The following is a 16,507-nucleotide window of genomic DNA, read 5'->3' as shown; positions in this document are numbered from 1 at the left end:
TCAGGCAGCAAGGGCTATGGGCGTCATCGGAAATCTTTACAAGACTTTTGCAAATATCGTTTATATAGTACTTTTTGTACAAGTTTTGCCTCTTTAGGCTCCACGAGTCCGCTACGATAGACGAGAGGAACGCCCTGATGAAAACGCCCAACCTCCTGACCGTTACCGTGATCGCCGCCGGCTATGTGGTCGTGAGCCAAATGGCCCTGGCCCAAGCGGGCATAGACAACGTTGATCAGATGCTTGCCAACCAGCTGGTCAACCACCACCCCATGGCCGTCACGAACGTCCGAGCACAGCCTTATGTGCGCGCAAGTCTCCACTACACCCACTTGTCCGAGGACGAGTTACTCGGCTTCGATATGCATTACAGCCATGGGGCCGTCGGTCAACTGGGCATGGATCTGGCCGTATCACCGGGTCTGATGTTGAACGGCTTCATCAGCTACGCCGACGTCTCGCCCGACTCGCGCCTTAACAAAATCGGCAAAGCCAACATTGACCCCGTGACCATTGGCGGAGGCATCACCTACCGCTTCTGATCGAGAGCAGGTACTTAGCGGTGCAGGCCAGGTCTCGATACGGCTCGTGCTGCAATGCAGGATCCTTGCTCTGGATCAATATCGCAGTGTCGGATGCTGATTAAAATAGGATTATCGATCGACAAGATGTCGACTGTCAGTTGCTAGACTTAAGCAAAAAGCCAGTCATAGAACAACCACCCATGGCTCTAACGAAGGAGTTGCCCCATGCGCAAGACCCTCCCCACTCTGCTCGCCGCCGGCCTTGCCGCTGCGACTTTCACCACCAGCACCCAAGTCTTGGCCTATGGCGCAGGTGACTTCTTTACACGCCTGGGCGTGGCCAAGGTGGCTCCCAAGAACGACAACGGTTCGTTGGTTAACGGCGCCGTCGATGTGGACGTACAGGACGATACCGGTTTCGCCTTTACTCTGGGCTATCGCTTCCACGACAAAATCGGCGTCGAGCTGCTGGCGGCCGAACAGTTCGAGCATGACATCGAGCTTAGCGTGGGTGGTAGTGTGGCGGATGTTGCTTCCACCAAGCATCTACCGCCGACTCTGACCGTGCAGTACTACCCCTTGGGCGGTACAGAAGCTCTGGTGCAGCCCTATGTAGGGGTGGGCGTCAACTACACTATTTTTTCCAGTGAGAAGAGTGGCCTTGGTGACCTGAGCCTCGACGACTCATGGGGTGCCGCCGGCCAAGTGGGCGTGGACCTGCTGATCAATGATAACTGGGCGCTCAATGCCGCTGCCTGGTACATTGATATCGAAACCGATGCAAGCCTCAACGGCAACGATATCGGATCCGTCAAGATCGACCCCCTGGTGGTGATGGGCGGCGTCAGCTACCGCTTCTGATCTTCCCAGCTGAGCAGGTGCACAGGGCCCGCCATTGGCGGGCCCTGTGCGTTTTGTAACAGGCGCATAACATCAGTTCTCGGTCACCAGACGATCAATCGTTTTCACGGCCTGGATCAGCATCAGCCGTTCGACACCCCCTACCCCGGACTGAGCCAGCCAGGCCTCTACTGCTGGAGCGACGTCGCACTTGGCCGGCATCGGCGCTCGGGTCTCCACCAAGGTCTCCAGGCGCACGATGAACACGAAGCGCAGCCACTGGGGAAGCGCCATGGTATCGGCGCAGAATGGCTCGATACTCTCGAAGGCGATGGGGTCAGGCTTTGCCATTCGCCACTGATCGGTGGCGCGCAGGGTGGCCTCCAACTCGCGCAGGGCAGCCGCCAGTTCGTGGTGAACGCTCATTGTGACGTCCTCGCATGCATGAAAAATACCATTATCCCTGCGCGCTACTTCGCCGGCCACCCCATCGGCCATCCCACGGCTACACCACATGCTATTTCCCACCGAACATTGTTCTCCAGGGCTTATCTAGTTCACCAGGGCTTATCTACCCAGCGTGCTCACCGGGTTTATACACTGGACACTCTACATCGCCACTAGGGTGATGGCGTCGCGAAGCCCCGTACACAGTTTTCGTGCATGGGGCTGTGGATAAACTCTGGAAAGGACGCTCGAGGTCACGCCTCATGGGCCTCTGGCTCCAACGCTCAAGAATTGATCAGGCACGCACTTCATCCACCCTTAAGCTGCTGACAGCGGGGCGATGCCAAGGTAGAGTGCACGGTTCGCAGACGGGAGAGAGCATGCAGCCAATCAACACCTTACATGACTTCTTCGTGCGCAGCGGCGCCACGGTGGGCCTCTACCACCTGGGACGCCGGGTAGAGCCCTGCGAAATGTCCACCCTGGCGGCCTTCGAAGCGGGCGATTTGGCATGGCCGGCCCCCTGGCAGGGCCAGGCACGCTTGGGCTTCGTGTTTCGCCTGGGCGACATACGCGACCCGATGATCTGGCTACTGGCCCTGCCGCTGGACGAGCAGGGCCTGCTGGTGCCGGCACCTCGCGACGCCTTCCTGCAGCGCTTGCTGGAAACACTGGGGCGAAGCGTGGGCAGCATCGGCCACAAGGACGGCGAGGCAGTGGACAACCTGATGAAGGACAATCCCCTGGCCTTCACTCCCTCACTGCCTTTCCAGGCTCTGCTGCATGCCCGTGCCAGTCAGGACTTGGGGATGGTGGCCAGCCAGCATCTGGAACCGGTGGAGGCCTACCTGAGCGGCCAACAGAAGATCGACTGGCAGGCCCTTGGCCTGCAAGGGTTGGCCGACTTCGTCGTGCGCATGGGCGACGATGACCAGTCGCTCCTGGCTGCCCGGCTGCCGGCGCTGCCTGACGAAGTGCTCACCTCGCTATGCTACTGTCTGGAGCATGTGGCCATCGGTGCCATTCTGGCCCGTACGCTGCGAGATCGGGGCGAAGTGGCGGCACGGGACGGAGACATCGAGGTGTTCTCCGCCTGCCTCCGCGCCGTGGCCGGCGCCGACAGCGACGTCGTCGGCGCCTGGTATGATGAGCTGTTGGCGGATGCCGACGCTTGCGGCCCCGACATGCTTGCGGCCATGGCGGGTCGTGGCTGGCACCATCTTGAGGATGCCGAACGGCTGCCGCGCTTCCTGGTCCGTCTGGCAGACTGCGAGCACGCCGACTTCATGAACGTGGCTCGCGACCTGGCGCTGGTGCCGCGCCTGCGGCTGCCCGTATTGATGACCTTGCGCGAAGCCCCACCGGAAAGCCCCATCGGCCGGCGCCTAGCCGCTCTGAACCGCTGACAGGCCTGGAAGGATTCCCATGAGCATGAAAGAACTGCCCTACACCCCCAAAGCGGTGATCGGCCGTCGTGAGATGGTGGAACTGACGGAGATGCACCTGACCCTCTGCGCCAAGGTAGACACCGGGGCTCGCACGTCGGCCCTGCACGCCGAGGATATCGAGTCCTACGAGGAGGATGGCCACCTGTGGGTTAGTTTCACTACCCGCAGCGGGGGTCCCAACACCCCGCCACATGTATTCCGCATGCATCTGCATGACCGTCGCAAGGTGCGCAGCTCCAACGGTCAGGAGGAGTGGCGCTACATTATTCGCACCTCCCTGAGCCTGGGCGACCTGGAGTTTCCCGTTGAGCTGAGCCTGACCGACCGTCGCAACATGCGTCACCCCATGCTGCTTGGCCGTCGAGCTCTTCGCCGCCTTCTCGTGGCGCCAGGCAGCGCCTTTCTGCACGGCGAACCCTGAACCACCCGTCACTGGAGCTTTTCGATGCATATCGCGCTGCTATCACGCAACCGCAATCTCTACTCCACTCGTCGACTGGTGGAGGCCGCCGAACAGCGGGGCCATAGTGCCCGGGTGGTCGACACCTTGCGCTGCTACATGAGCATCGCTTCCCATCACCCCTCGATCCATCTCAAGGGCCAGGAGCTCGAGCCCTTTGACGCGGTAATTCCGCGGATCGGCGCCTCGGTGACTTTCTATGGCTGTGCAGTACTGCGCCAGTTCGAGATGATGGGTACCTATGTGATCAACGACAACGTATCCATCACCCGCTCCCGCGACAAGCTACGCTCGTTGCAGCTGCTGTCGCGTAAGGGGCTCGGGCTGCCGATCACCGGTTTCGCTCACTCCCCGGACGATATTCCCGACCTGATCACCATGGTCAAGGGCGCTCCGCTGGTCATCAAGTTGCTGGAGGGCACCCAAGGCATCGGCGTGGTACTCGCCGAGACCAACCAGGCTGCCGAAAGCGTGATACAGGCCTTCATGGGCATGAAAGCCAACATCATGGTGCAGGAGTACATAAAGGAGGCGAAGGGCGCCGATATTCGCTGCTTCGTGATCGGCGACAAGGTAGTGGCCTCGATGAAGCGCCAGGCTGCCGAAGGCGAGTTCCGCTCCAACCTGCACCGTGGCGGAACCGCCAGCGTCATCCGCATCACCCCGGAAGAGCGCTCCACGGCGATCCGCGCGGCCAAGGCCATGGGCCTGGGCGTCGCTGGCGTCGATCTGCTGCGCTCCAACCACGGGCCGGTTATCATGGAGGTCAATTCCTCCCCTGGCCTGCAGGGCATTGAGTCCGCCACCGGCAAGGATATCGCCGGTCTGATCATCGAGCATATCGAAAAGAATGCCGCCCCAAACCGCAAAGCCCCGCCTAAGCCCAAGGGGTAATTGCCATAACAGCGTCGGCCAGGCTGAATATCAGAATATTTATTCCCGCCCAAGGGTAGTAAAACAGTGTTTCCACGGCCACAATCTGCGTCACCGGAGGAGGTGACCGCTCATGTTTCTTGATAATCGCCAAGTGGCGATGGACAGCGCCCTTGAGGCGCTGGCCGACAGCATCGACTATTTCCAGGACAATCTGGAGCGCCTGCGTCCGTCCCTGCGTGACACGCTGAAGCCTCATTACGAGGCCAGGAATCGGTCGATGAGCAAGCTTCAGGAGCTGGCCCGTCAGCATCTCAACATGTTGCCCCGAGACGCTGACGTTGAGCGCGACGACTACATGTGGCTGTGGAGTCGGCTGAAGAGCTTTGTTGGCAATGAGAGCCAGGTAGTGGTGGGCGAGCTGCTGGAACAGGAGCGGGTGCTGATGCAGGCCCTTTCGACCCTCTACACCCATCCCCTTCCCGACGCCATCGAGCCTGTGATCGAAGAGTGTCTCAAGGGCTGCAGAGCGCTGATCCGAGAGCTCTACGACCTACAGAAGCAGCGCCTGCAGGGCTGAGTCACTCCCCCTCGCCTTTCAATACCTCATCGCTTTTACTCTGGCTTTCTGCAGGTTGGCCTGCATCAGGATCGTCTGCCGCAGGAAACAGCCATGCCTCCCAAGAGCGTGGCGCAATATTCAGAGGTTCCAGCGGCCCCAAAAAGTGGGGCTCACGCCCCCACAGATACAGATCTCCCAGGGTAGCCACTCGCGCCACCCACTCCCGCGCCTGAAGCCGCCACTCCCCGCTCACCTTGCGCGACGGAGATGGCACCGCGCAGCCGGTGGCTTCCAGCCCGAGGGCGTCGGCGATGAACAGCGCCCGCGGCAGGTGCCAGGCCTGGGTGATCAGCAGCGCCCGCTCTACGTCAAACACTTCCCGCGCCCGGGACAGGGTATCGAAGGTGCTGAAGCCGGCATAATCGAGGGTCATGTCGGCATCGGCCACCTGGCGGCCACGCAGATCACGCCACATGGTAATGGGCTCGTTGTAGAAGCGGGTGCGATTGTCCCCGGAGATCAGGAGGTGGTCGATACGCCCCAGGCGCAGCAGGCGCGCCGAGGCGCTCATGCGCGCATCGAAGTAGGGATTTCTCACGCCGCTGCGGGTCCAGTGGGAAGTGCCGAAGACCACGCCCACCCGCTCGCCTGAGCACAGCGGCACTTCATGCTCGATGCGAGAGTGGGTCTGCCCCAGCACCCACAGGTTGGCCACGACGAACAGCAGGGCCGCCAGCAGCGCGGAGGCCCCAAGGGACATCAGCAGGCCCCGAAAGACCTTCCCAACCGCCTGCTTCATGGCAGCCCCCAAGACTAGAACATGCCGAGTTCGAGCTTGGCCTCGTCGCTCAGCATATCGCGGCTCCACGGCGGATCGAAGACGATCTCGGTGTGCACCTTGCTGATCTGCGGCGCGCCGAGGATCTTGTTGCGGGCGTCGGCGGCGATCACGTCACCCATGCCGCAGCCCGGCGCGGTAAGCGTCATGCGGATGGTGACGATGCGCTCGCCGGTGATAAGGCGCTCGATGCGGCAGCCGTAGACCAAGCCCAGGTCGACGATATTGACCGGAATCTCCGGGTCGAAGCAGGTTCGCAACTGGTCCCAGACGAACTGCTCGATCTCGTCCTCGGAGGCGTCTTCAGCAAGGGTCGGCCGCGGCAGGGCCTCGAGCCCCAGGGCGTCGAGGTTGGCCCCCTCGATCAGGTAGAGCCGCCCCTCGTAGCCCACGCTGACCGTACTGCCCTTCGCCTGCATCACGCTGACGATGCTGTCCTCGGCCAGGGTCACTGTCTTGCCGAAGGGGATGGAGATCGCCTCCACGTCTCGCTGCAGCGGCAGGCTCTGCCCCTTCTCGAGGCTAGCTATCTGCTCGATATCGCTCATGGGCGTCCTTATCTCACCATGCCGATGACGCGAGTGAGCGACTCGGCAAAGACATCGATCTCTTCCAGGGTGTTGTAGGCGGCAAACGACGCCCGACAGGTGGCATCCACGCCGAACTGAGCCAGCAGGGGCTGGGCACAGTGGTGGCCGGTGCGAATCGCCACGCCGAGCTGATCGATCAGCAGGCCGATATCCTGAGCGTGGGCGCCATCCACCACGAACGAGAGCACGGCGGCCTTGTCCGGGGCGGTGCCCAGCACACGCAGGCCGTCGATACGCGACACCGCGGCGGTGGCCCGTTCCAGAAGGATATTCTCCCAGGCACCGACGGCATCGAGGCCCACGCCTGCGACCCACCTGAGCGCTTCGCCCAGGGCGATCACCTCGGCAATGGCGGGCGTACCAGCCTCAAACTTGTGAGGGATCTCCGCGAAGGTGGTGCCGGCCTCAAAGGAGACCGTCTTGATCATCTCGCCACCGCCCTGCCAGGGCGGCATGGCCTCGAGCAGCGCCGCCTTTCCATAAAGCACGCCGACCCCGGTGGGGCCATAGACCTTATGCCCGGAAAAGGTATAGAAGTCGGCGTCGATATCGCGCACGTCCACCGTCTGATGGGGGGCGGCCTGGCAGCCGTCCACCAGGATCAGAGCGCCATGGGCGTGGGCAGTCGCCGCCATCTCCTTGACCGGGTTGACGGTGCCGAAGGCATTGGAGATGTGGTTCACCGCCACCAGTCGGGTGCGTTCGGTGAACAGCGAACCATAGGCGGTCATATCGAGCACGCCGCGCTCGTCTACCGGGATCACCTTGATCACAAACCCCAACTCGCTGGCCAGAAGCTGCCAGGGCACGATATTGGAGTGGTGCTCCAGGCGTGAAATCAGCACCTCGTCACCGGCCTCCAGGTTGGCTCGCCCCCAGGCATTGGCCACCAGATTGATCGCCTCGGTGGCGCCGCGCGTGAAAATGATCTCACGATGCTCGGCGGCGTTGAGAAAGCCGCGGACCGTCTCACGAGTGCCTTCGAAGGCCGCCGTGGCCTCATCTGCCAGGGTATGCAGCCCACGATGGATGTTGGCGTTGTAGCCACTATAGTAGGCGTCGAATGCCTCTATTACCTGGCGAGGTGTCTGGCTGGTGGCCGCGTTGTCGAGATAGACCAGCGGCCGGCCGTGTACCTGTCGGGTCAGTATGGGAAACTCCGCGCGAATTGCCATCACGTCCAGCGTGGGCGCCTCAGGGCGGCGGGTAGCCAGTTCGGTCATGGCGTGCTCCTCTTCAAAGGCGCTCTCACTCATCGTCCAGGGCCGCAGCGGTTTCCACCAGCCCGGCCAGATTGAAGCGTTCGGGCAGCTTGCCGGCAACCGCCAACTCGACGCGCTCGGCCACCACATCCAGGTTGACCTCCCCGAGAACCTCGCCAGCGAAGGCCAGGGTCAGCAGGCCACGGGCGGTCTGACGGTCGATGCCGCGGGTACGTAGGGCAAAGATCGCCTCTTCGTCGAGCTGGCCGGTGGTGGTGCCGTGAGAGCACTTGACGTCGTCAGCGTAGATCTCAAGCTCGGGCTTGGCGTCGATCTCGGCGCGATCGGAGAGCAGCAGGTTGGCGTTGCTCTGATAGCCCTCGATCTTCTGGCTGTCACGCTTGACCACCACCTTGCCGTTGAACACGCCATGGGCGCGATCATCGAGAATGCCTTTGTAGTTCTCGTTGGAGTAGGTGTGCGGCGCGTTGTGGTTGGCCAGGGTGTGGCTATCCACATGCTGGCGACCCTGACCGTAGAACAGGCCATAGAAATTGGCGGTAGCGCCCTGACCGTTGAGTTCGCTGATCAGATCGGTGCGCACCAGGCTTCCCCCCAGGTTCAGGTTGAACGAGGTATAGGTGCTGTCGCGGCCCTGCTCCACGTGGATGCTGGCCACGTGCAGATCCGCAAGCGGTGCCTCCTGAAGCTTGTAGTGGGTCAGGATCGCCCCGCGGTCGAGCATGATCTCTTCCACCAGATTGGTGAAATTGGCCGCCGCCTCCTCGCCGATATGATGCTCGATCACGGTGGCCTGACTGCGCCCGGCCGCCTCGATCAGGATGCGCGGGTGGCTCATTACCGGCTGGCCACCGGCCCGGGAAAGGAACTGCAGCACAATGGGCTTTTCCACCACGGTGCCGGGCGCCATTCGCACCACGGCACCCTCTTCCGTGAACGCGGTGTTGAGCGCAGAGAAGGGCGAGAACTCCACGCCGGTGAGTCGACCGAGGGGGCCACCCACCGCTTCGTGGTTCTCCTCGAGCGCCCGGGAGAGCGGCAGCAGTGCCACCCCCGATGGCAGGCCCTCGAGCTGTGAGAGCGACGCCGAGAACACGCCGTCGACGAAGGTCAGCCGATGGGCGTCGATGGGCAGGGTCAGTGCCGCGGCGGTGGCGGGGGAAAACTCGGCGTCGGCGGCAAGGGCGAAGTCGCCCCGGGCAATCGCGCGCACGTCGGTGTACTTCCACGCCTCATCGCGGCGGGTAGGGAAGCCGAGCGCCTCGAAGCGAGCCGCACCGGCCTGGCGCCGGGCGGCGATCCAGGTCGGCTCGCGTCCGCGCTGGGCGTTTCGCTCGGCCAGGCGGTCGAGAAAAGTCTGAACATCGCTCATGCCGCGGACTCCTCCTGGACCCAATCATAACCGTGTGCCTCGAGTTTCTTGGCCAGTTCGGCATCACCGCTCTTTACGATGCGACCGTCGACCAGCACATGAACCCTGTCCGGTACGATGTAGTCGAGCAGGCGCTGGTAGTGGGTCACCAGCAGGATGGCGCGTTCGGCGTCACGCAGGCTGTTGACGCCGTCGGCCACCACCTTCATGGCATCGATATCCAGACCTGAATCGATCTCGTCGAGCATGGCGAGCCTGGGCTGCAACACCAGCATCTGGAGGATCTCGTTGCGCTTCTTCTCGCCGCCGGAGAAGCCCTCGTTGACGGAGCGCTGCAGGAAGCTAGCGTCCATCTTCATCTCGGCGATCTTCTCCTTGATCAGCTTCATGAACTCCGGCGCCGGGATGTCCTCCTGACCGTTCGCGGAACGCTTGGCGTTGAGGGCCGCCTTGAGCAGGTAAATGTTCTTCACCCCCGGTATCTCCACCGGGTACTGGAAGCCGAGCAGCATGCCGGCCAGGGCCCGCTCCTCGACCTCCATCTCCAGCACGTCCTGTCCCTCGAAGGTGATCGAGCCCGAGGTGACCTCATAGCCGTCCTTTCCGGCGATGACCGCAGAGAGGGTCGACTTGCCGGCCCCATTGGGGCCCATGATGGCGTGGACTTCACCGGCGTTGATGGTCAGGGTGAGGCCCTTGAGGATTTCAGTGCCCTCGACGGTGACGTACAGATCCTTGACTTCGAGCATCTTCATTACCTTTTCGATTCTGGCGAGTCGCCGCGGCGACCCGAAATACGTTGTCTTGACCGGACCGGCGCCTGGGCGCCTTAACCCACGGCTCCTTCGAGGGTCACGCTCAGCAGCGCCTCGGCCTCGACGGCGAATTCCATCGGCAGCTCCTGGAAGACGTCCTTGCAAAAACCGTTGACGATCATGCTCACCGCGTCCTCCTCGGAGATACCCCGACTCTGGCAGTAGAAGAGCTGGTCCTCGCCGATCTTGGAGGTGGTGGCCTCATGCTCGACAGTGGCGGTACTGTTGCCGATCTCCTGATAGGGGAAGGTGTGAGCGCCGCAGGTATCGCCGATCAGCAGGGAATCGCACTGGGTGAAATTGCGCGCTCCCTTGGCCCGCGGGCCGATCTTCACCAGGCCGCGATAGGACTGATTGCTGCGGCCGGCGGAGATGCCCTTGGAGATGATGCTGGAACGGGTGCCCTCTCCGATGTGGATCATCTTGGTGCCGGTGTCGGCCTGCTGGCGGCCATTGGTCACCGCCACGGAGTAGAACTCGCCGATGCTATCCTTGCCGCGCAGCACGCAGGAGGGATATTTCCAGGTAATCGCGGAGCCGGTCTCGACCTGGGTCCAGCTGATGCGTGAACGATCGCCACGGCAGTCGCCGCGTTTGGTCACGAAGTTGTAGATGCCGCCCTTGCCGTCCTCATCGCCGGGATACCAGTTTTGCACCGTGGAGTACTTGATGTAGGCGTCATCCAGAGTGACCAGCTCGACCACCGCGGCGTGGAGCTGATTCTCGTCGCGCATCGGGGCGGTACAACCCTCCAGATAAGAGACCTGGGCGCCCTCCTCGCAGATGATCAGGGTGCGCTCGAACTGGCCGGTGTTGGCGGCGTTGATGCGAAAGTAGGTGGAGAGCTCCATGGGGCAGGTCACGCCCTTGGGGACGAAGACGAAGGAGCCATCGGTGAACACCGCCGAGTTGAGCGCCGCGAAATAGTTGTCGGTGACCGGCACCACGGTGCCCAGGTACTGCTTGATCAGCTCCGGGTACTCGCGAATCGCCTCGGAGATAGAGCAGAAGATCACTCCCGCCTCGCCGAGGGTCTCCTTGAAGGTCGTGGCCACGGAAACGGAGTCGAACACCGCATCTACCGCCACGCCGGCCAGGGCCGCGCGCTCGTGCAACGGGATGCCCAGCTTCTCATAGGTCTCGAGCAGCTTGGGGTCCACCTCGTCGAGGCTCTGGGGCTTGTCCTCGTCACGCTTGGGCGCGCTGAAGTAGGAGATCGACTGATAGTCGATAGGCGGGTAATCGAGATGGGCCCAGGAGGGTGGCGTCATCTTCAGCCATTTCCGATAGGCTTCCAGGCGCCACTCGAGCATCCACTCAGGCTCGCCTTTCTTGTTCGAGATGAACGCAATGACGTCCTCGTCGAGACCAGGCGGCAGCGTATCGCTCTCGATGTCTGTCACGAAACCTTCTTTATAGTCGCGACGGACAAGCTCTTCCATTTCCTGACTTGCCATGATGTCACCCCTCCCCGGGCAGTTGGGCCGGCGAGCAAAGCTCGCCGCGTTGAATTCGATAAGACGACTCAGGCCGTGTCGGCGGCCAGGGTCACGCTCTGAATGGGCATTTGCACCGGCAGCTTTATCGGCGAGGTATCCGCCAGATGTGCCAGGGTCACGCTGTCAAGGAGCGCGCGCACGGCCAGCGACACCCGCTGCCAGTTGTCGGCAACACCACAGGTGGCAACCAGGTCGCAATCGCCTTCCGCGAGGCTGCACTCGGTCATGGCCACCGGCCCCTCAATGGCGGTGATGATATCGATGGCAGTGATCCTGGAGGCGGGCCGCGCCAGGGAATAACCCCCCTGGGCACCGCGCCGCGATTCCAGCAGACCTGCCTTGACCAGCATCTTGAGGGTCTTGGAGACCGTAGGGTGCGGCAATTGCACCGCCTCGGCCAACTCCCCGGCGGCCTGGGGCTGCTCGGGGTGGCGCGCGATCTGAGCCATCACCACGGCGGCATAATCTGTCAGCCGCGAAAGCTTGAGCATGCCTACCCTCCTCGGTGGCGCGCGGTCCAATAGGGGCCACGCCTCAATTGGGGACCATTTTAGTCCTGTATAAGTTCGATGTGAAGCCCACGAGAATGTTTCCTGGTCGCAATCGATAGGATGGCGGCATGATCGGGACCGATAGCATCAATAACGACAATCATTCTCATAGAGAAAGTGCGTGGTGAAGGTCAACTCACAGGCGGGACAATGGGGTAGATCGCTCATGGTTGGCCCCGGCAAGGGCTGAAGAAGGCCGACAAGCCTACACCCCGATACCGGCGGTCTCCAGCGACGGCCCGCCACACATGACGCTCCACGCCAAGCCTGGCAGGATAGACTTTTTCCCGATGATCAAGGACGCGCCATGCGCGATGCCCACACAGTGGTATTCGGCGGTACCGGCTTTCTGGGCCGCGCCATCGTGCGCGAATTGGTGGAAGCCGGACGCTCGGTGCGCATAGCGGCTAGGCACCCGCAGCTGCCCGAGTGGCTGGAAGCAGGCGACCGTGTCGAGGCCGTAGCCTGTGACCTGAGGAACAAGCAGCAGGTCGTCACGGCCCTTGAGGGCAGCGGCGCGGTGATCAACGCCGTGAGCCTTTATGTGGAACGGCCACGGTCGGGACTGACCTTTGAGGAGATTCACGTAACTGGCGCAGGACAATTGGCGAGGCTGGCGCGGGAGGCCGGCGTGACCCGGCTGGTACATGTCTCCGGCATAGGCACAACAGATACCTCGCCTTCTGCGTATGTGCGCGCCCGCGCCGCCGGCGAGAGAGCCGTCATCGACGCCCTGCCCAAGGCGGTCATCCTACGGCCCAGCGTCCTGTTCGGCCCCGGGGATGCCTTCCTAGCGGCGCTGATGCGCCTGGCACAGCTGCCGGTCATGCCCCTGTTCGGCCGAGGCAATACTTTGCTGCAGCCTGTCCATGTGGCAGACGTGGCGCGCGCTTCGGTCTCCCTGAGCGACATGCGCCCGCTAACGCGTCGACTGTTCGAGCTCGGTGGCCCCGAGGTGCTTCGTTACCGACAGATTGTGGAGCAGGTACTGGCCCACCTGGAATGCCGCCGTCCCCTGATGCCGATGCCATTTGCGATTTGGCGCCTCACGGCCGCCATGCTCGCCCTCCTGCCCAATCCGCCGTTGACCCGTGACCAGGTCATCCTGATGCAGCTGGACACTATCGTCAGCGACGGCGTGGGTACCTTCAACGACCTCGGCATCGTTCCCCGCACCCTCCACGACAGCCTCCCGACCTGTCTGACCGCACCCTGACCCCGGCGCTCTCCATGTTAAAGTAGCCCTGTAACAACGCTACGGAGCCACCCTATGACACTGACCCTGGCCATCCTCGACATCGCTCTCTCGGCCGCCCCTTGGCTGCTGCTGGGACTTGCCATGGCCGGACTGATCAAGGGACTGATCTCAGAGGATCAACTGACGCGCTGGGTCGGCGGACGGGGTCTTGGCAGTATCGTTCGCGCCGCTGTGATCGGTGCACCGCTGCCGCTCTGCTCCTGCGGGGCCATTCCCACCGCACTGGCGCTGCATCGTGGCGGCGCCGAGCGGGGACCCACCACCGCCTTCCTGATTGGCACTCCGGGGATCGGTATCGATTCCTTGACCATCACTTACGCGCTGCTAGGCCCCTTCATGGCCGTGGCGCGCGGAGCTAGTGCAGTGCTGACCGCCATCGTCACCGGTCTTCTGGTAGGTCGAACTCAGGCCCCTGTTGCGGCCGCGGCCACGTCGACATCGAGCTGCGAGGGAAGCTGCAGCAGCGGTTGCGCCGGCCAGAGCAAATCGAGCAAGCCGCCTGCCGCCCTGAGTCAACGCCTGGCTCGCGGTCTTCGCTACGCCTTTACCGACATTCTCGACGACATCAGTCTCTGGCTGTTGGCCGGGCTGCTGGTCGCCGGCGCACTGATTGCCCTGGTGCCGCCTCAGCAGCTCGCCGAGTTCGGCAGCGGCCTGGGCGCCATGCTGCTGATGGCCGTCATCGGCATCCCCATGTACCTCTGCGCCACGGCCGCCACGCCGATCGCCGCCGGCCTGCTGCTGGCCGGAGTCTCGCCGGGGACGGTGCTTGTCTTCCTGATCGCCGCGCCAGTGACCAGCCTGGCGACTCTCGGCGTATTTCGTCGTGAGCTGGGTAGCCGAGCCCTTGTTGCTTATCTGACGGGAATCATGATCAGCGCCGTGGCCCTGGGGCTCGCCGTCGACGCACTGGCCGGGTGGTGGCAACTCGACATTTCCCGCCAGGTTGAACAGGTGCAGGAGTTGCTGCCCTCTTGGATCGAAGCGTTGGCGCTGCTCGTGCTGGTGGTGCTGGCGTTGAGGCCTCTGCGTCGACGCCTTTCCGCCGCGTTATCAAGGCCAACCTCACCGCAGGAGCTTCCATGATCCAGCCGCGTATCGCACTTGACGTCTTTAGCGACTATGTGTGCCCCTTCTGCTATCTGGAAATGCCAGAGCTCGACGCCCTGGCCGAGCGCTTCAACGGTCGGGTATCCCTCCGCTGGCGCGCCTTCGAGCTGCGCCCCGACCCTGAGCCGACCCTGGACCCGGACGGCGACTACCTGCACGACATCTGGGAACGTGCCGTCTACCCCATGGCCGCCGAACGCGGCATGACCCTGCGGCTTCCGAGAATCCAGCCGCGCTCAAGGCTGGCCCATGAGGCCGCCGCCTGGGCCGAGGCTCAAGCCATCCAACATCCAGGGGCCGGCGATGCCTTGCGTACGGCTCTTTTCCGGGGCTTCTTCGAAGAGAGCCTGGATCTGTCCGACCCGCAGGCCCTCGCCGGGCTGGCCGATGCGCTATCGCTGGATGGAAGCGCACTGCACCGGTCGCTGGAACAGGGTGATCATCGCCAAGCCGTGATAGACGACCAGCGCGTCGCCCGCGAACTTGGCATCCAGGGCGTGCCGGCCCTGCGCTTTTGCATGGATGGCGAACACGCCGGCGTGCTCGAAGGTGCCCAGCCACGCCGCCAGCTGTTTCTGGCCGTGGAACGGCTGCTCGACGCCCTGGGCTAGCTGAACCGGCTATGATAGGGATGGCGCCCCCCTCCTCCTCGAGGGCGACGTCAGCGATCAGGGAGTCTGAAACATGAGCAAACAGAACCGTGTGATCGCCTTCTATGACGAGCGCATGTTGGCCCATGAACCGGACATCGAGGTGCCGTTCCTTCCGGGACGGATGGATAAACGCGTCCGCTCGCTGCTCTCCGGGTTGGGCGTGCCCTGGAAGTACCCGGAACACCCCGCCAGGCTGACCGCGATCCGCCGCCTCCTGGAGCTCGAACCGGTGCCCGGCGTGATCTTCGAGGCCGGCATGGCCGCCACGCGGGAACAGCTGGCTCGGGTCCATACTCTCTCCTACCTGGACCACATCCTGGAGCTACGAGGAGAAAGCGCGTGGCTGGACGTGGACACCACGGCGGTATCACCCGGCAGCGTCGAGGCCGCCGAGGTGGCCGCCGGCACGGCCATCGCCGCGGTAGAGGCCGTGATCAAGGGTCGGGCGGAGAGCAGCTTTGCGCTAGTGAGACCGCCAGGCCATCATGCCGAGCCGGTTCGGGCCCGGGGCTTCTGCCTGTTCAATAACGTGGCGGTGGCCGCTGCTCATGCCCACCAGGCGCTGGGCTGCGAAAGGGTAATGATCGTCGACTGGGACGCCCACCATGGCAACGGTACCCAGGACATCTTCTGGGCCGACCCGGATGTGCTGTGCTTCGATATCCATCGCGCCGCCCCCTTCTATCCCGGCACGGGCAGCCTCGAGGAGATCGGGGTAGGGCTGGGAGAAGGCACCAACGTCAATGTCCCGCTGCCTGCCGATGCCGGTGACACCGCCTACCTCGAGGCCTTCCGTGACATCCTGGTACCGGCGGCGGAGTGGTTCAAACCCGACCTGATACTGGTTTCGGCGGGGTTCGACCCCCACACGCACGATCTGGCCATGAATGTCTCCTATGACGGTTTTGCCGCCATGACCGGAATCCTTCAAGAATTGGCTCGACAGCAGTGCGAGGGCCGACTGGTCTTCGTGCTGGAAGGCGGCTACAACCTCATCTCTCTGTCACGCGGCGTGAGAACTGTGCTGAACGTGCTGGCCGGCGACGCACCTCCGCAACCCGGCCGGCGCGGCATTGCGGAGGTCAAAGCGGCCGCCGCCTTCCATCGCGATGCCTTTGTCAACAAGATCACTTGACCTCGATCTTGCGACGATTGGCCTTCTTATGCTTCGGCAGGGTCAGTTCGAGGACGCCGTTCTTGAAGCTGGCGGCTGCCTTGTCGGCATCGATCTCATCAGGCAGCGGCACCGACCGAGTGAAGGATCCGCGGAAGAATAGCGATCCGCGAATTCTGTATGCCCTAAGGGCGGCCCGTCGATAGAGACCGGAACCTTACCCGGGTGATAATCTCTGACGTGACAGCCTCGTGATGGCGATGGCCTTTGCCGCAACGGCGGCACGGTCTCATCCCGCGAGCTCCATCAACATGGCCTAGCGCCATTATC

General features: G+C 63.0%; 19 protein-coding genes. 10 read left to right on the top strand and 9 right to left on the bottom strand.

Annotation, left to right across the window (positions count from 1 at the left end; translation table 11 throughout):
- Positions 1 to 137 precede the first annotated feature (137 nt).
- Both ACFODV_RS12880 and ACFODV_RS12875 read left to right on the top strand, forming a co-directional pair.
- A complete protein-coding gene (locus ACFODV_RS12880) occupies positions 138 to 542 on the top strand; it encodes an OmpW family outer membrane protein (RefSeq protein WP_379760078.1) in 405 nt (134 codons plus the stop codon).
- A gap of 207 nt (positions 543 to 749) precedes the next feature.
- On the top strand, positions 750 to 1,385 hold the full coding sequence (locus tag ACFODV_RS12875) for an OmpW/AlkL family protein (RefSeq protein WP_379760076.1): 636 nt from the start codon (positions 750 to 752) through the stop codon (positions 1,383 to 1,385).
- Positions 1,386 to 1,457: 72 nt separating this feature from the next.
- On the opposite strand, the gene ACFODV_RS12870 is transcribed toward ACFODV_RS12875, so the two are convergent.
- Positions 1,458 to 1,790 carry a YqcC family protein gene (locus ACFODV_RS12870; protein ID WP_379760074.1) on the bottom strand — a complete coding sequence of 111 codons (333 nt, stop codon included), beginning with the start codon at positions 1,788 to 1,790 and terminating at the stop codon, positions 1,458 to 1,460.
- Between the two features lie 401 nt (positions 1,791 to 2,191).
- Between ACFODV_RS12870 and ACFODV_RS12865 the strand changes: the two genes are divergently transcribed.
- The 4 genes from ACFODV_RS12865 to ACFODV_RS12850 all read left to right on the top strand — a co-directional run bounded on the left by ACFODV_RS12865 (position 2,192) and on the right by ACFODV_RS12850 (position 5,172).
- The gene (locus tag ACFODV_RS12865; RefSeq protein ID WP_379760072.1) at positions 2,192 to 3,217 is read left to right on the top strand and encodes a DUF3549 family protein; all 1,026 of its coding nucleotides are present in this window, start codon (positions 2,192 to 2,194) and stop codon (positions 3,215 to 3,217) included.
- 25 nt (positions 3,218 to 3,242) lie between these two features.
- Complete coding sequence (locus ACFODV_RS12860) at positions 3,243 to 3,680, top strand: ATP-dependent zinc protease family protein (protein WP_379760240.1); 438 nt, start codon at positions 3,243 to 3,245, stop codon at positions 3,678 to 3,680.
- Between the two features lie 24 nt (positions 3,681 to 3,704).
- Entirely contained in the window at positions 3,705 to 4,613 is a 909-nt protein-coding gene (rimK, locus tag ACFODV_RS12855) for a 30S ribosomal protein S6--L-glutamate ligase (RefSeq protein WP_379760070.1), read from the top strand.
- Positions 4,614 to 4,725: 112 nt separating this feature from the next.
- Entirely contained in the window at positions 4,726 to 5,172 is a 447-nt protein-coding gene (locus ACFODV_RS12850; RefSeq protein WP_379760068.1) for a hypothetical protein, read from the top strand.
- A 1-nt stretch (position 5,173) separates the two neighbouring features.
- Here ACFODV_RS12850 and ACFODV_RS12845 read toward each other — a convergent pair whose 3' ends face one another.
- The 7 genes from ACFODV_RS12845 to ACFODV_RS12815 all read right to left on the bottom strand — a co-directional run bounded on the left by ACFODV_RS12845 (position 5,174) and on the right by ACFODV_RS12815 (position 11,982).
- Entirely contained in the window at positions 5,174 to 5,953 is a 780-nt protein-coding gene (locus ACFODV_RS12845) for a SanA/YdcF family protein (protein ID WP_379760066.1), read from the bottom strand.
- A gap of 14 nt (positions 5,954 to 5,967) precedes the next feature.
- The gene (gene sufT, locus ACFODV_RS12840; RefSeq protein WP_379760064.1) at positions 5,968 to 6,540 is read right to left on the bottom strand and encodes a putative Fe-S cluster assembly protein SufT; all 573 of its coding nucleotides are present in this window, start codon (positions 6,538 to 6,540) and stop codon (positions 5,968 to 5,970) included.
- Between the two features lie 8 nt (positions 6,541 to 6,548).
- Positions 6,549 to 7,805: a cysteine desulfurase gene (locus ACFODV_RS12835; RefSeq protein ID WP_379760062.1), complete on the bottom strand. Its 1,257-nt coding sequence runs from the start codon at positions 7,803 to 7,805 to the stop codon at positions 6,549 to 6,551.
- A 25-nt stretch (positions 7,806 to 7,830) separates the two neighbouring features.
- Positions 7,831 to 9,177, bottom strand: a complete 1,347-nt coding sequence (gene sufD / locus ACFODV_RS12830) for a Fe-S cluster assembly protein SufD (RefSeq protein ID WP_379760060.1) — start codon at positions 9,175 to 9,177, stop codon at positions 7,831 to 7,833.
- Positions 9,174 to 9,926, bottom strand: coding sequence for a Fe-S cluster assembly ATPase SufC (sufC, locus tag ACFODV_RS12825; RefSeq protein ID WP_379760238.1), 753 nt, complete (start codon positions 9,924 to 9,926; stop codon positions 9,174 to 9,176). The genes sufD and sufC overlap by 4 nt, the downstream gene beginning before the upstream one ends.
- An 80-nt stretch (positions 9,927 to 10,006) precedes the next feature.
- Positions 10,007 to 11,449: a Fe-S cluster assembly protein SufB gene (gene sufB, locus ACFODV_RS12820; RefSeq protein ID WP_379760058.1), complete on the bottom strand. Its 1,443-nt coding sequence runs from the start codon at positions 11,447 to 11,449 to the stop codon at positions 10,007 to 10,009.
- Positions 11,450 to 11,517: 68 nt separating this feature from the next.
- Positions 11,518 to 11,982 (bottom strand): SUF system Fe-S cluster assembly regulator, encoded by a 465-nt coding sequence (locus ACFODV_RS12815; RefSeq protein ID WP_379760056.1) that lies wholly within the window; start codon positions 11,980 to 11,982, stop codon positions 11,518 to 11,520.
- A gap of 367 nt (positions 11,983 to 12,349) precedes the next feature.
- Between ACFODV_RS12815 and ACFODV_RS12810 the strand changes: the two genes are divergently transcribed.
- From ACFODV_RS12810 to ACFODV_RS12795, 4 genes are all read left to right on the top strand, one after another.
- The gene (locus ACFODV_RS12810) at positions 12,350 to 13,258 is read left to right on the top strand and encodes a complex I NDUFA9 subunit family protein (protein ID WP_379760054.1); all 909 of its coding nucleotides are present in this window, start codon (positions 12,350 to 12,352) and stop codon (positions 13,256 to 13,258) included.
- A gap of 54 nt (positions 13,259 to 13,312) precedes the next feature.
- Positions 13,313 to 14,386 carry an SO_0444 family Cu/Zn efflux transporter gene (locus ACFODV_RS12805; RefSeq protein ID WP_379760052.1) on the top strand — a complete coding sequence of 358 codons (1,074 nt, stop codon included), beginning with the start codon at positions 13,313 to 13,315 and terminating at the stop codon, positions 14,384 to 14,386.
- The gene (locus tag ACFODV_RS12800; RefSeq protein ID WP_379760050.1) at positions 14,383 to 15,021 is read left to right on the top strand and encodes a DsbA family oxidoreductase; all 639 of its coding nucleotides are present in this window, start codon (positions 14,383 to 14,385) and stop codon (positions 15,019 to 15,021) included. Before ACFODV_RS12805 ends, ACFODV_RS12800 begins: the two co-directional genes overlap by 4 nt.
- 73 nt (positions 15,022 to 15,094) lie before the next feature.
- Positions 15,095 to 16,198: a histone deacetylase family protein gene (locus ACFODV_RS12795; protein WP_379760048.1), complete on the top strand. Its 1,104-nt coding sequence runs from the start codon at positions 15,095 to 15,097 to the stop codon at positions 16,196 to 16,198.
- Here the strand turns inward: ACFODV_RS12795 and ACFODV_RS12790 are convergent.
- Complete coding sequence (locus ACFODV_RS12790; protein ID WP_379760236.1) at positions 16,191 to 16,352, bottom strand: Hsp20/alpha crystallin family protein; 162 nt, start codon at positions 16,350 to 16,352, stop codon at positions 16,191 to 16,193. The genes ACFODV_RS12795 and ACFODV_RS12790 overlap by 8 nt on opposite strands.
- Between the last annotated feature and the right edge of the window lie 155 nt (positions 16,353 to 16,507).

The organism is Halomonas tibetensis, from assembly GCF_042643535.1.
In the GTDB taxonomy this organism is placed as follows: Bacteria; Pseudomonadota; Gammaproteobacteria; order Pseudomonadales; family Halomonadaceae; genus Halomonas; species Halomonas tibetensis.
This window is presented reverse-complemented; position numbering and strand designations above follow the sequence as displayed.